The organism is Dactylosporangium sp. NPDC051541 (assembly GCF_044454505.1).
GTDB lineage: Bacteria > Actinomycetota > Actinomycetes > Mycobacteriales > Micromonosporaceae > Dactylosporangium.
In genome coordinates, this window is sequence record NZ_JBITDU010000005.1 from 560,039 (window position 1) to 573,332 (window position 13,294).

At 70.7% G+C, this 13,294-nt stretch carries 14 protein-coding genes; 6 read left to right on the plus strand and 8 right to left on the minus strand.

The genetic code is table 11. From position 1 onward, the window contains the following. The 4 genes from ACIA8L_RS26300 (at nt 1) to ACIA8L_RS26315 (ending at nt 3,185) form a co-directional block, all read left to right on the plus strand. On the plus strand, nt 1-738 hold the full coding sequence (locus ACIA8L_RS26300; protein ID WP_395908966.1) for a RibD family protein: 738 nt from the start codon (nt 1-3) through the stop codon (nt 736-738). After that, a complete protein-coding gene (locus tag ACIA8L_RS26305) occupies nt 738-2,219 on the plus strand; it encodes a ferric reductase-like transmembrane domain-containing protein (RefSeq protein WP_395908967.1) in 1,482 nt (493 codons plus the stop codon). Before ACIA8L_RS26300 ends, ACIA8L_RS26305 begins: the two co-directional genes overlap by 1 nt. A gap of 96 nt (nt 2,220-2,315) precedes the next feature. Beyond that, nucleotides 2,316-2,600, plus strand: coding sequence for a hypothetical protein (locus ACIA8L_RS26310; protein WP_395908968.1), 285 nt, complete (start codon nt 2,316-2,318; stop codon nt 2,598-2,600). Nucleotides 2,601-2,693: 93 nt separating this feature from the next. After that, nucleotides 2,694-3,185 (plus strand): peptidoglycan-binding protein, encoded by a 492-nt coding sequence (locus tag ACIA8L_RS26315; protein WP_395908969.1) that lies wholly within the window; start codon nt 2,694-2,696, stop codon nt 3,183-3,185. 12 nt (nt 3,186-3,197) lie between these two features. Here the strand turns inward: ACIA8L_RS26315 and der are convergent, their stop codons facing one another. The 3 genes from der to ACIA8L_RS26330 all read right to left on the minus strand — a co-directional run bounded on the left by der (nt 3,198) and on the right by ACIA8L_RS26330 (nt 5,827). Continuing rightward, nucleotides 3,198-4,571 (minus strand): ribosome biogenesis GTPase Der, encoded by a 1,374-nt coding sequence (gene der, locus ACIA8L_RS26320; protein WP_395908971.1) that lies wholly within the window; start codon nt 4,569-4,571, stop codon nt 3,198-3,200. Further along, nucleotides 4,568-5,239, minus strand: coding sequence for a (d)CMP kinase (gene cmk, locus ACIA8L_RS26325; protein ID WP_395908973.1), 672 nt, complete (start codon nt 5,237-5,239; stop codon nt 4,568-4,570). The genes der and cmk overlap by 4 nt, the downstream gene beginning before the upstream one ends. Nucleotides 5,240-5,314: 75 nt before the next feature. Then, nucleotides 5,315-5,827, minus strand: coding sequence for a MarR family winged helix-turn-helix transcriptional regulator (locus tag ACIA8L_RS26330; protein ID WP_395908975.1), 513 nt, complete (start codon nt 5,825-5,827; stop codon nt 5,315-5,317). A gap of 89 nt (nt 5,828-5,916) precedes the next feature. On the opposite strand from ACIA8L_RS26330, the gene ACIA8L_RS26335 reads away from it, so the two are divergent. Next, complete coding sequence (locus tag ACIA8L_RS26335) at nt 5,917-6,477, plus strand: NADPH-dependent FMN reductase (protein WP_395908976.1); 561 nt, start codon at nt 5,917-5,919, stop codon at nt 6,475-6,477. An 8-nt stretch (nt 6,478-6,485) separates the two neighbouring features. Here ACIA8L_RS26335 and ACIA8L_RS26340 read toward each other — a convergent pair whose 3' ends face one another. The 5 genes from ACIA8L_RS26340 to ACIA8L_RS26360 form a co-directional block, all read right to left on the minus strand. Next, nucleotides 6,486-7,448, minus strand: coding sequence for a helix-turn-helix transcriptional regulator (locus ACIA8L_RS26340; RefSeq protein WP_395908977.1), 963 nt, complete (start codon nt 7,446-7,448; stop codon nt 6,486-6,488). 181 nt (nt 7,449-7,629) lie between these two features. Further along, complete coding sequence (locus ACIA8L_RS26345) at nt 7,630-8,430, minus strand: pseudouridine synthase (RefSeq protein WP_395908978.1); 801 nt, start codon at nt 8,428-8,430, stop codon at nt 7,630-7,632. Further along, a complete protein-coding gene (gene scpB / locus ACIA8L_RS26350) occupies nt 8,417-9,271 on the minus strand; it encodes an SMC-Scp complex subunit ScpB (RefSeq protein WP_395909050.1) in 855 nt (284 codons plus the stop codon). The genes ACIA8L_RS26345 and scpB overlap by 14 nt, the downstream gene beginning before the upstream one ends. A 329-nt stretch (nt 9,272-9,600) precedes the next feature. Next, nucleotides 9,601-10,629, minus strand: a complete 1,029-nt coding sequence (locus tag ACIA8L_RS26355; protein WP_395908979.1) for a segregation and condensation protein A — start codon at nt 10,627-10,629, stop codon at nt 9,601-9,603. Between the two features lie 37 nt (nt 10,630-10,666). Beyond that, nucleotides 10,667-11,608, minus strand: coding sequence for a ParA family protein (locus ACIA8L_RS26360; protein WP_395908980.1), 942 nt, complete (start codon nt 11,606-11,608; stop codon nt 10,667-10,669). Nucleotides 11,609-11,783: 175 nt separating this feature from the next. Here ACIA8L_RS26360 and ACIA8L_RS26365 point away from each other — a divergent pair, with 175 nt between their 5' ends. Continuing rightward, the gene (locus ACIA8L_RS26365; protein ID WP_395908981.1) at nt 11,784-13,085 is read left to right on the plus strand and encodes a protein kinase; all 1,302 of its coding nucleotides are present in this window, start codon (nt 11,784-11,786) and stop codon (nt 13,083-13,085) included. The last annotated feature ends 209 nt before the right edge of the window (nt 13,086-13,294 follow it).

A 13,294-nucleotide genomic window follows, 5' to 3' on the forward strand; every position in this document is an offset into this window, starting at 1 on the left:
ATGCTCGCCCCTGAACTGCACAACTGGATGGAAAATACGGCGGTGACCCCGAAGGCCCGGCCGTATGTGGTGCTGAGCTGTGCGATGTCCCTCGACGGCTACCTCGACGACGCCACCGACGAGCGGCTGGTGCTGTCCAACAGCGAGGACCTCGACCGGGTCGACGCGATGCGGGCCGGCTGCGACGCGATCCTGGTCGGGGCCAACACGATCCGCCGGGACAACCCGCGGCTGCTGGTGCGCGCGCCCGAGCGGCGGGAGCAGCGGGCCGAGCACGGGCTGTCGCCGCAGCCGGTCAAGGTCGCCATCTTCGGGCACGGCGACGTCGACCCGGAGTCGCGGTTCTTCACCGACGGCGACACGGACAAGATCGTGTACTGCGCGACGAAGACGGCCCGGCGCAACCGGACCCGGCTCGGCGGCCGGGCCGAGGTCGTCGACGGGGGCGAGCCCGTCGACCTCGAACGGGCCCTGGAGGATCTGGCCGGCCGGGGGGTGCGGCGGCTGCTGGTCGAGGGCGGCAGTACGGTCCATACGATGTTCCTGACCGCGGGACTGGTCGACGAGCTGCAGCTGGTCGTCGCACCGTTCTTCGTCGGCGACGGGCGGGCACCGAGGTTCGTCGGCGACGGGCAGTTTCCGTGGCACCCCGGCAACCGGGCGACGATGGTGGATGTACGGCGCATGGATGACGTGGTACTGCTTCGCTACGCCCTCTCCGACCGATTCGAGGCTTGATGGACCCCCTGCCGCGCCGCGCACCGAGCTCCCCGCCCCCACCGGCCACGTTCGGTGCGGTCCCGGACCGGGGCTCGTCGATCTCGGTGCTCACCGGAGCCCTGCCGCCGGTGCGCACGCCCGACCCCCGGGCCGCCGTGACCGAGCGCGTGCGCAGCCACCGGCGGCCGCGGAGCGGCACCGGCCCGCAGCGGGCGTCGTTCACACTGCTGGCCGTGGCGATCGCCAACGCGATCGTGGTCGAGGTGCTGTTCTTCACCGCCTCCGACGCGCCCAGCCTGATGCTGTCGGTGGGCCGGTTCCTGGGCCTGCACGCGGCCGTCGTGCTGGCCCTGCAGCTGGTGCTGGTCGCGCGGGTGCCGTGGCTGGACCGGCGGCTCGGCATGGGGCAGCTCACCGTCTGGCACCGGTGGGTCGGGATCACGCTCGCGTGGACGATCATCGTGCATGCCACGCTCGCGTCGTGGGCGTACGCCCGGATCAATCACTGGCCCTTCGACACGCTCAAGGACAAGTGGCTGGGCTCGCTCGGCACCCTGGCCGGCATCATCTCGGGCACCGTCCTGCTGGTCGTGGTCCTGGCCTCGACCCGGTTCATGCGCCGCCGGCTGCCCTACGAGCTCTGGCATGCGGTACACCTCGGAACCTATGCCGTTGTCGCTTTCGCCATCGTCCACCAGACCATCGAGAACCCGATCTCGCAGCCCGCGACCTGGGCGAAGGTGTACTGGTGGCTGCTCTGGACGGTCGCCATCGGGCTGTTCGTCGCCGGCCGGGTGCTCCTGCCCCTGTATCGCAACCTGCGCCACCGGCTGCGCATCTCCGACATCGTGGCCGAGTCCGACGACGTGACCTCGGTGTATGTCACCGGCCGGGATCTGGACAAGATGCCGCTGGACGCGGGCCAGTTCTTCCTGTGGCGCTTCCTCACCCCGACCCGCTGGTGGCAGGTCAACCCGTGGTCGCTGTCGAAGGCCCCGGACGGCCAGAGCCTCCGCCTGACCGCCAAGGCCGTCGGCGGCGGCAGCGCGGGCCTGCGCAAGCTCAAGGTCGGCACGCGCGTGTTCGTCGAGGGGCCATACGGCGCCTTCACCAGCCGGCACCGCATGAAGTCGGCCTCGCTGCTCATCGCCGGCGGCGTCGGCATCACGCCGATCCGGTCCCTGATGGAGTCCCTGGACGGCAACATCATCGTGCTGTACCGGGCCCGCTCCGAGGCCGACGCCCCGCTGCTGAGCGAGCTGCGGCACCTGGCCGTCACCCGGCGGGCGAAGCTGCAGCTGGTCACCGGCCGCACCAGGGACACCACGCCGGCCCCGCTGAGCCCGGAGCACCTCCTGGCCGTCGTCCCCGACATCAAGCAGCGCGACGTGTACGTCTGCGGCCCGACCGCGATGACCGACGCCGTCCTGGCGACGCTGCGCCAGCTGGGGGTACCGAAGACGCAGCTGCACGCCGAGGTGTTCGCGATGGCGGACTAGTCACCGGCCGGGTGCGCTTCGGTGCCGGTGCTCACGGACGGGCCGCCGGCGCCGAAGTCAGCTCCGACAGCCGGCGGCGATCGAGAGGGCACGACTTTGGCGCTCACCGTGTTCGTGGTACTTGTCGTGCTCGCCGCGGGTGCGGAAGCGTTGCTGCCGCGCCGCAGCCGCCCGCATCCGGAGCCGGCCGACCTGCACCACATCATGAACAACGACCTGTCGTTCATCCTGCGCTCGGGCCTGGCCCCCATCCGCGGCTACGCCGAGATCCTGGCCGACCGGGCCGAGGCCGACGACGACCGCCGCATGATCCGCGCCATCGAGCACCACGCCGACAAGCTGACGGTCCTCGCCGACCGCCTGCAGACCGAGCGCACCTGAGCGGACCACTCTGGACACGAAGCCGATCAAGATGTAGACAGGCTTCGATGGAATTCGGGCACAGCCGAGCCTTGAGGAAGGCGGCTGATCATCATGGCCAATCCAGGGATGCCGACGGTGCGGCGCGGTGACACGGGCGAGGCGGTGGCGCAGGCGCAGCGAGGACTGCGGCGCACGCCGAATCTCGGGCTCGAGGTCGACGGCGACTTCGGGCCGGCGACCGAGGCCGCGACCAAGGAGTTTCAGCAACAGGCCGGGCTGGCGGTCACCGGGGTCGTGGACGCGGCCACCTGGGAGGCGCTGCCGAGCGGGCTGCCGATGCCGGTCCTGCGGCGCGGCGACGAGGGCGATGTCGTGCGCAACCTGCAGACGATCCTGACCATGGGCGCGGCCGAGCTCTGGAAGACCACCCCGCAGGGTGTCGACGGGGAGTTCGGGGGCAACACGGAGGCGTCGGTGCGCGCGTTTCAGGCGTGGGCGCGGATCGGGGCCGACGGTGTCGTCGGCGCGCAGACCTGGAGTGCGCTGGGCGCGCTGGAGTTCGTGGTCGGCATCCAGCACGCGGCCGCCGTGGAGGTCTGCTGACAGTACCCCCGGCTATTTCTTGTTCTTTTTGCGCGGTTTGACGGTGATGTGGATGGGCGTGCCGGTGAAGTCGAACTCCTCGCGGAGTTTGCGCTCCACGAAGCGGACGTAGCCCGGGTCCAGGACGCCGGTCGTGAACAGGACGAACTTCGGCGGGGAGACGCCGGCCTGGGTGGCGAACAGCACGCGGGGGGCGCGGCCGCCGCGGATCGGGTGCGGGGTGGCCTGGACCAGGGCCGTCAGCCACTGGTTGAGCTGGCCGGTCGGGACCCGGCGCTCCCAGTTGGTCAGGGCCGTGCGCAGCGCGGGGGCGAGCTTGTCGACCGCGCGGCCGGTCAGCGCCGACACGTTGACGCGGATGGCCCAGGGCACGCGGCGCAGCTCGCGGTCGATCTCCTTGGCGAGCTGGAAGCGGCGGTCGTCGTCGACCAGGTCCCACTTGTTGAAGGCGACGACCAGGGCGCGGCCGGACTCGATGACCATCGTGATGATCCGCTGGTCCTGCTCGGAGATCACCTCGCCGGCGTCGAGCAGGACGATGGCAACCTCGGCGGCCTCGATGGCGGCGTTGGTGCGCAGGGAGGCGTAATACTCGGTGCCGCTGGCGTGCGAGACCCGTTTGCGCAGGCCGGCCGTGTCGACCAGGTGCCAGGTCTCGCCGCCGAACTCGACCAGGCTGTCCACCGGGTCGACCGTGGTGCCGGCGACCGAGTCGACGACCGCCCGCTCCTCCTTGGCCAGCTTGTTGAGCAGCGAGGACTTGCCGACGTTGGGGCGGCCGACGAGGGCGATGCGGCGCGGGCCGGCCTCTCGCGGTGTCACCGGGCGGGCTTCTGGAAGGTTTTCGAGAATCTTGTCGAGGAGGTCCCCGGAACCGCGCCCGTGCAGGGCCGACACCGGGAAGGGCTCCCCCAGCCCCAGGCCCCACAGGCTGGAGATCTCGTGCTCGAGGCGCTCGTTGTCGACCTTGTTGGCCACGAGGATGACCTTGCGGCCGCTGCGCCGGAGCATGCGGACGGCGGCCTCGTCGTCGGCGGTCGGCGGGATCGTGGCGTCGACGACGAAGAGGACCACGTCGGCGGTCTGGGCGGCGATCTCGGCCTGGGTGGCGATGGCCTTGGCCCGCTCGCGGGCGTCGGGGAGCCAGCCGCCGGTGTCGACGATGGTGAAGTTGCGGCCGGTCCACTCGGCGTCGTAGGCGATCCGGTCGCGGGTCACCCCGGCGACGTCCTCGACGACCGCCTGGCGGCGCCCGAGAACCCGGTTGACCAGCGTCGACTTGCCGACGTTGGGGCGGCCGACGACGGCGACGATGGGCAGGGCGAACTCGACGTCCTCGTCCGTGTCCACCGACTCGTCGAAGACGTCCTCTGACACTTCGTTCATGCGGTCACCTTGTCGAGCATGCGTCGCAGCCGCTCGACCACCTCGTCGATGCCGAGCGCGGTCGTGTCGAGCACGACGGCGTCATCGGCCCGGCGCAGCGGGTCGGCCGCGCGGGTGGAGTCGAGGCGGTCACGGCGGGCGAGGTCGGCCGCGGTGGCGGCCTGGCTGGTCGCGTTCTCCGAGCTGCGGCGGCGGGCCCGCTCCTCGGCGTCGGCGGTGAGGTAGACCTTCAGGTCGGCGTCGGGGGCGACGACCGTGCCGATGTCGCGCCCTTCGACGACGATCCGGTCGGACTCGGCGATGATCTCGCGCTGGCGGTCCACCAGGAGGCGGCGCACGGCCGGCACGGCGGACACGGCCGAGACCGCGCCGGTGACCTCGGGGCCGCGGATCTCGCGGTCGACACCGACGCCGTCGACGCTGATGTGCGGGGTGGTCGGATCGGTGCCGATGGTCAGCTCGACGACCTCGGCGACCGTGGCGATCTTGTCGGCGTCACCCAGGTCGACGTTGTCACGCAGCACCGCGTAGGTCACCGCGCGGTACATCGCCCCGGTGTCCAGGTAACGCGCGTCGATCGCCTGGGCGACCCGGCGGGAGATGGTGGACTTGCCGGAGCCGGACGGCCCGTCGACGGCAATCACCAGTTGCCGGCCCTCGTCGTGCACGTCCGTCTCCTCTGACTCGATGAAGCCCTGCAAAACAGTACTTGACCCGCCGATGACCACCGCCCACGGGAGGCGCTACTCACAAGGGGCGCACGAATCGGGCATACAGGGCTCCCCCATGGTCTTGTCGGCCTCGGGCAGCCGGGCGAGCACCGTCTGCGCGATCTCCAGCAGCGCGTCGACCTGCTCCGGGCGCAGCGCGTCGAAGAACCAGTGCCGCACGTGCGCCACATGGCGCGGGGCCGCGGCCGTGACCGCCTCCCAGCCCGCCTCGGTCAGCACGACGAACGCCCCGCGCGGGTCGTCGGCGCACGGCTCCCGGGCGACCAGCCCGCGGGCCGTCATCCGGGTGATCTGATGCGTGAGGCGGGTCTTCTCCCAGTCGGCGGCCAGGCGCAGCTGGAAGATCCGCAGGCGGCCGCCGGGCGCCTCGGACAGACTGGAGAGCACCAGGTATTCGGAGAGCGTGAGCCCCGTCTCCCGCAGCAGCTGCCGGGCAGTGCGCCGCTGGAGCTCCGAGTTGAGCGTGTTGAAGGCGCGCCAGGCCCGCTGCTCGCGCTCGTCGAGCCAATGAGGGGCATCCGTCACACCCGAAGTCTACGGCCATGGGTGACACATCACCCTGCGCGTGAGCTATGGTCTCGGTGACACGTCACCCTATGCGTGAAGGAACCATCATGACGAAGGTCGGGATCATCCTCGGCAGCACCCGCCCGGGCCGTAACGGCGAAGCCGTGGCCAAGTGGGTGCACGACATCGCGAGCAAGCGCACGGACGCGGAGTTCGAGCTCGTCGACCTGCTCGACTACAAGCTGCCGCACCTGGACGAGGCCGCCCCGCCGTCGTTCGGGCAGTACGCCAACGACCACACCAAGCAGTGGTCGGCCAAGATCGCGGAGTTCGACGCGTACATCTTCGTCACGCCCGAGTACAACCACTCGACCAGCGGCGCGCTGAAGAACGCGATCGACTTCCTCTACGCCGAGTGGAACAACAAGGCGGCCGGCTTCGTCAGCTACGGCTCCGCCGGCGGCACCCGGGCCGTGGAGCACCTGCGGCTCATCGCGGCCGAGCTGCAGATCGCGGACGTGCGGGCCCAGGTGGCGCTGTCGCTCTTCCACGACTTCGAGAACTTCAGCACCTTCAAGCCGGGCCCGCAGCACGAGACCACGCTGAACACGGTCCTGGACCAGACGATCGCGTGGGGCAAGGCCCTCGAAACGGTCCGCAAAGGCTAGGTCTTTCGCTAGACCGCTTTGGAGAAGCGCGCGGCCAGCTCGGCACCGGCCGCGCGCAGCTCCGGCGGCCCGACCAGCTCGAAGTCGTGCCCGAACATCCCGAACCAGGCCGCCAGCCCGGTCCACGACCAGGACCCGGCGGTCACCCGGCAGCGATCCGGGCCGTCGTCCTCGACCAGCCCCTGCCCGCGGATCCACTCGTTGGCGGCCGCGGCCGGCACGTGCAGGACGGCGGTGCCCCGGCACGGCCAGGGATCGTGCCGCTCGAACCGCTCCGCGATGAAGCCGGCGATGTCTCCGCCGGGTAGTTCGCGCGGGGCGAACCGCGGCCCGTTCGGCGTACGCGGCGTCATGCGGTCGACACGGAACGTGCGCCAGTCCTGGCGGTCGAGGTCCCAGCCGACGAGGTACCACCGCCCGCCCCACGTCACCAGGTGGTGCGGCTCGGCCCGGCGCGGCGGCCCGTCCCCCTCGACCATCTCCCGTCGCCCCGCGTAGTCGAACCGCAACACCTCCCGGCTCCGGACGGCGGTCCCGATGGCCAGGAGCTGCTCGGCGTCGATGTCCCCTTCGCGCCACGAGCTCTTCGGCACCCGCGTCACCTGCAGCGCGTCGACCCGGTGGCGCAGCCGGGCGGGCATCACCTGGCGAACCGTGGCGAGCGCCCGCAGCGCCGCCTCCTCAACGCCCTGCACCGACATGGTCGCCGTCTGTAGTGCCACCGCGACCGCGACGGCCTGATCGTCGTCGAACAGCAGCGGCGGCAGATCCGCACCGGCGTCGAGCCGATACCCACCGTCAGGGCCGCGGGTGGCCTGCACCGGGTAGCCGAGCTCACGCAGCCGATCGACGTCCCGCCGCACCGTGCGCGGGCTCACCTCGAGCCGGTCGGCGAGCGTTTGCCCGGGCCAGTCCCGCCGCGCCTGCAGCAGCGACAGCAACGTCAGCAACCGCGCCGAAGTCTCGAGCATGCACCGATTATGTTGCAGGAAGCGGACAGGATCAGTCCTGAAAAGCAAAAGCCGACAAGCAGAAGGCAGGGGATTCCGAGGCCGCTTCGCTCCCGCCCCGGGCAAGGGGCTCGCCGCCCCCTGCACCCCTGCCACGTGCTCTGATGTCAGTCCGTGGCAAGCGCCGCCACGCCGGCCGCGACTACTCCCCGACCGCCTTGAACAGGGCCCCGATCTCGCCCTGATTGAGGTGCCGGGTCCGCCCGGGCCGCAGGTCACCGAGCCGGATCGGCCCGATCTGGGTGCGGATGAGCCGCTGCACCGGGTGCCCGACCGCCTCGAACATGCGCCGCACGATGTGGTTGCGCCCCTCGTGGAGGACGACCTCGACCAGCGCGACCTTCCCGTAGGCGTCGACGACCCGGAACGAGTCGACCTTCACCGGCCCGTCCTCGAGGGTGATGCCGGCCTTGAGCTCACGCCCCATCGACCGCGGCACCGGACCGGGGATCTCGGCCTGGTAGGTCTTCGTGACCTCATACGACGGGTGCATCAGCTTGTGCGCGAGCCCGCCGTCGTTGGTCAGCAGCAGCAGGCCCTCGGACTCCTGGTCGAGCCGCCCGACGTGGAACACCCGCGTGTTGATGTTCGGCACGAGGTCCGAGATCGCGTTGCGACCCTTCTCGTCGTCCATCGTGGAGACGACCCCGGCCGGCTTGTTCAGCGCGATGTACACCATCCGGGTGTCGGTCATGAGCCGCGACCCGTCGACGTGGATGGCGTCACGGAACGCGTCGGCCTTGTCGCCGAGCGTCGCCTCCTTGCCGTTGACGGTGACGCGGCCGGCGTCGATCATGCGCTCGCAGGCCCGCCGCGACCCCAGCCCGGCCGCGGCCAGGATCTTCTGCAGCCGCTCCTCGTTGCGTGGCGGCACCGCGTCGGGCGGCGCGTCGAACGCCGAACCTTCGAACTCGGACTCTACGGACGGGTCAACGCTGGGCATCGGCGATCTCATCTATGTCGTCGGGCAGGAACGGGGCGAGCGGGGGCAGCTGCTCAACACTGTTGAGCCCGAGCTTCTCCAGGAACAGCGAGGTCGTGCGATACAGGAACGCACCGCTCTCCGGCTCACTGCCGATCTCTTCGATCAGCCCCCGCAGTACCAGCGTACGGACAACCCCGTCACAGTTCACACCGCGGATGGCCGAGATCCGCGACCGCGTAACAGGCTGCTTGTAAGCGATTACAGCGAGTGTCTCCAGCGCGGCCTGCGTGAGCCGGATCTGCTGCCCGTCGAGCACGAACTTCTCGACATAACTCGCATACTCGGGCCGCGTGTAGAGCCGCCACCCCCCAGCCACCCGCCGAAGATCAAAGCCGAACCCCATTCGGGTGTACTGCTCGGAGGCCGCCTCCAGCGCCCGCACCACCCGCTCGACCGGCTGATCGAGCACCTGGGCGAGCATCACTTCACCGGTGGGCTCGTCAACCACCAGGAGGATGGCCTCGAGGGCCGCCCGAAGCTCGGCATCCCCCATCTCCACGTTCTCGGCCGCCGCCGCGACACCGGGCAAAGCCTTGGACTCCGGGGGCGTCTGGGGCGTCTGGGGCGTCTGGGGCGTCTGGGGCGTCTGGGGCGTCTGGGGCGTCTGGGGCGCAGCCTCAAGCTCAACTTGACCGTCAGCCCCGCCATCAGATTTCGCGGACTCGGGCTCAGGCTCGGGTTCGGGCTCCTCCGCAACTCCGACGGTCGGCTCAGGCGCCACTAGAGTTTCAGATTCCACCGCCGGCCGTGCTTCGGGCTCGGGCTCCTCCGCGACTCCTACGGCCGGCTCAAGCTCCACGAGAGTTGCGGATTCCGCTACCGGCTGCGCTTCGGGCTCGTCCTCGCCGGCGGCGGGTGGCTCGAGCTCCGTGCCGGTTGCAGATGCCGGTGCCGGCTCGGGTGCTGGTGGCGCCTCGGTCTCGAGGTCTAGTTGAGGGTCCGCGGCTGTGTCAGGTACCGACGCCGGCTCTTCCGCGGTTGGCTCTTCGCCCTTGGCGGCGTCGTCGGACTGCCACTGGAGCTCCGGGAACGACTGGGGCGGGGCCTCGGCCTTCGGGCGGGCCCACGGCGGCACCCAGCTCGCGGCCTGGTCGGCCAGCGAGCCCGTCGGCTTCTCGTCCTCGGCGCTCACGATTCCACCTCGTCGTCCAGGTCCGGGCCCTCGTCGTCCGGGTCCGGCTCCGAAGCATCCAACGAATCCCCGGCATCCGCCAATTCGGGCGCGTCGGTCTCGGGCGTGTCACCGGCGGGCTTGGCGTCGGCGGGGGCGCCTTCGAACTCGTCGACCTGGATCTCCACGTTGGCGTCCTCGGTGGCCGTCCAGCGGACCAGCAGTTCCCCGAGGGCCTGGGGCTGCTCGAAGTTAACGAGGTTCTCGCGGTACAACTCGAGCAGGGCCAGGAATCGCGCGACCACCTCGAGGGTCGTCTCGCAGTCGATGCACAGCGCGGTGAAGGTGGCTTCGCGCTGTTCCATGAGCCGGTCGCGCAGGAGGTTGGCGTGTTCGCGGACGCTGACGCGGACCTGGTGGATGTGCGCGACCGAGACGACCGGCGGCACCTTGGGCGTGAACGCTCTGACGGCGAGTTTGAGCAGCCGCTGCGGCCCGACGTGCAGGACCAGGTCGGGGAGGGCCTCGGCGTAGCGGGGTTCGAGGGAGACGGCGCGCGGGTAGCGGCGCGAGCCGACGGCTTCGAGGCCCTGGATGTGCGCGGCCGCTTCCTTGAACGCCTTGTACTGCAGCAGCCGCGCGAACAGCAGGTCGCGGGCCTCGAGCAGGGCGAGGTCCTCCTCGTTCTCGACCGTCGCGGAGGGCAGCAGCCGGGCCGCCTTGAGGTCGAGCAGGGTCGCCGCGATCACCAGGAACTCGGAGGCCTCGTCGAGGTCCCAGGCGTCGCCCATCGCCCGGATGTAGACGATGAAGTCGTCGGTCACCGTGTGCAGCGCGACCTCGGTGACGTCGAGCTTGTGCTTGCCGATCAGCTGGAGCAGCAGATCGAACGGGCCCTCGAAGTTGGACAGCTTGACCTTGAAGCCGGTCGTCTCGGCCGCGACCGGCAGGGCGGCGACCGGCTCGGCGGACAAATCGGGCGCGACCGGGTCCGGCGCCTCCGCGGCCGCCACGACCGCAGGCGTCTCCACCACCGGCTCAGTCACCCGAAGAACCTAGCGCACGAACTGCGAAAAGCCGCTACTACAGCCGCCGCTCGGCCGCCTGGGCGATGACCTCACGGGCCAGCTGCCGGTAGTTGCGGGCCCCGGACGACGACGGGTCGAGGGTCGTGATGGGCGCACCGGCGACCGTCGACTCCGGGAACTTCACGGTTTTCGTGATGACGGTCTGGTACACCTTGTCGCCGAACGCCTCCACGACGCGCTGCAGGACCTGGCGGCAGTGCGTGGTCCGGCTGTCGTACATGGTCGCGAGGATGCCCTCGAGCTCCAGGTCGAAGTTGAGCCGTTCGCGCACCTTGTCGATGGTGTCGAGCAGCAGTGCCACGCCGCGGAGGGAGAAGAACTCACACTCCAGCGGGATCATGACGCCGTGCGCGACGGTCAGCGCGTTGATCGCCAGCAGGCCGAGGGACGGCTGGCAGTCGATCAGGATGTAGTCGTACTCCTTGAGCACCGGCCGCAGCACCCGGGCCAGGGCCATCTCGCGGGCGACCTCGGTGACGAGCTGGATCTCGGCCGCCGACAGGTCGATGTTGGCCGGCAGCAGGTGCAGGCCGGCGATGTCCGTCTTGATGCGGATGTCCTCGACCGTCACGTCGGAGTCCATCAGGACGTTGTAGATCGTGAGGTCGAGGTTGTGCGGGTTGACGCCGAGGCCGACCGAGAGGGCGCCCTGCGGGTCGAAGTCGACGAGGAGCACCCGCCGGCCGTACTCCGCCAGTGCCGCCCCGAGGTTGATGGTCGACGTGGTCTTGCCGACGCCGCCCTTCTGGTTGGCCATCGCGATGATCCGCGCCGGGCCGTGCCGGTCCATCGGCATCGGCTCGGGGATCGGCTTGCGCATCGTGTAGGCCGTCGGGTCGGCCGGCCCCAGCTCAGCGCCGAGGTCCAGCGAAGCCCGCTCCTGCTCGGCGCGCATCGTCGTGGTCCACGACTCCGCCTGGCTGCCCATGCCTGTCATCGCTGGTCTTCGCCCCTCCCGACGGCATTGTCTCCACCCGGGGGAGCCGAAATCGGCGCCGGCCTTGTTGGGGGGATCGAGTCAGCCGTTGCCCGACTGTACCGTCCCCACGGGCTACATATCGCGCCGCGCGCCCGGCGTGTCGCGAAGCTCATCGTTGGGTACGGTCATTGCCGTGTTGGGACCAGGGGACGTGCTCGGCGACCGGTACCGCCTCGACGAGTTCATCGCCAGCGGTGGCATGGGGCAGGTGTTCCGCGCCACCGACAAGACGCTCGGCCGGACCGTGGCCGTGAAGGTGCTGCTGCCCGGGCACATGAGCAACACCGAGTTCGGCCGGCGGTTCCGCTCCGAGGCCCGGATCATGGCCTCCATCGGCCACCCCGGCGTCGTCGGCGTCTACGACTACGGCGAGACGCCAGAGGGCACACTGTTCCTGGTCATGGCCTTCGTCGACGGTCACCCGCTGGGTGAGCTGATCAACGCGAACGGCAGCCTGCCCGTTGGCACGACCCTGGACATCGTGGCCCAGGCCGCCGACGCCCTGCACGCCGCCCACGAGCGCGGGATCATCCACCGCGACGTGAAGCCCGGCAACCTCCTGGTCAGCGACTCCGGCGAGGTCACCCTGGTCGACTTCGGCGTGGCCCGCTCGTCCGACGTCACCTCGGTGACGAAGGTGAACGCCGTCATCGGGACCGCGCTGTACATGTCCCCGGAGCAGGCGTCGGGCCGGCCGATCTCCCCGTCGGCGGACATCTACGCGCTGGGCGTGGTCGCGTACCACTGCGTCACCGGCGCCCCGCCGTTCAACGGCAACTCGCCCCTCGAGATCGCGCTCAAGCACCTGCAGGACGAGCCGCCCCCACTCCCGGAAACCCTCCCCGCCGCCATCCGCGCCCTGATCGAACGCGCGATGTCGAAGTCCCCGGAGGACCGCTACCCGACCGCGGCCGCCATGGCCTCGGCCGCCCGCGCCGCCCAGAACGGCACGATCGAGGACCCGATCGCCGCCCCGGTCCGCGCCGCCGCCCCGACCGTCATCGTCACCCCGCCCGCGCGCGACCCCGACGAGAAGCCCCGCCGCCCGGCCTGGGTCCCGATCGTCGCCACCCTGGCCGCGATCGCCCTGATCACCGGCGTGGTGCTGGCCATCGTCGCCCTGTCCCGCGACGTCTTCGACATGAAGGTTCCCGACGCGAAGCCCCCGTCGTCGCCGGCCGGCACGCCGTCCGCCACCAACAAGGCCCCGGCCAACCCGGGCGCCTCCCACAACGCGACGCCGACCACCTCGACGGCCCCGGCCAGCCCGACCAACAACGCCCCGCCGAGCTCGCCGGCCCCGGGCACCCAGCCCCCGGCCTCCCCCACCCCGGACAAGACCGGACCCACCACCCCGCCGCCGCCGACCACCGGCCCGGCCACTCCACCCCCGGCCTCCGTGGACGCGACGATCGTGGTGGGCGGCAACGCCTGACCCCACCACCGGCCAGGCCGCATGCCGCTGCCGGCCAGGCCGCATGCCGCTGCCGGCCAGGCCGCATGCCATTGCCGGCCGGGCCGCATGCCGATGCCGGCCCGGCCGCATGCCGATGCCGGCGGCGTGGACCGAAAAGTCCGAACACTTCGTGTCCACGACTTTTCGGATTTATACCCCGACAGGCGACATGTCCGATACGCCGAGCG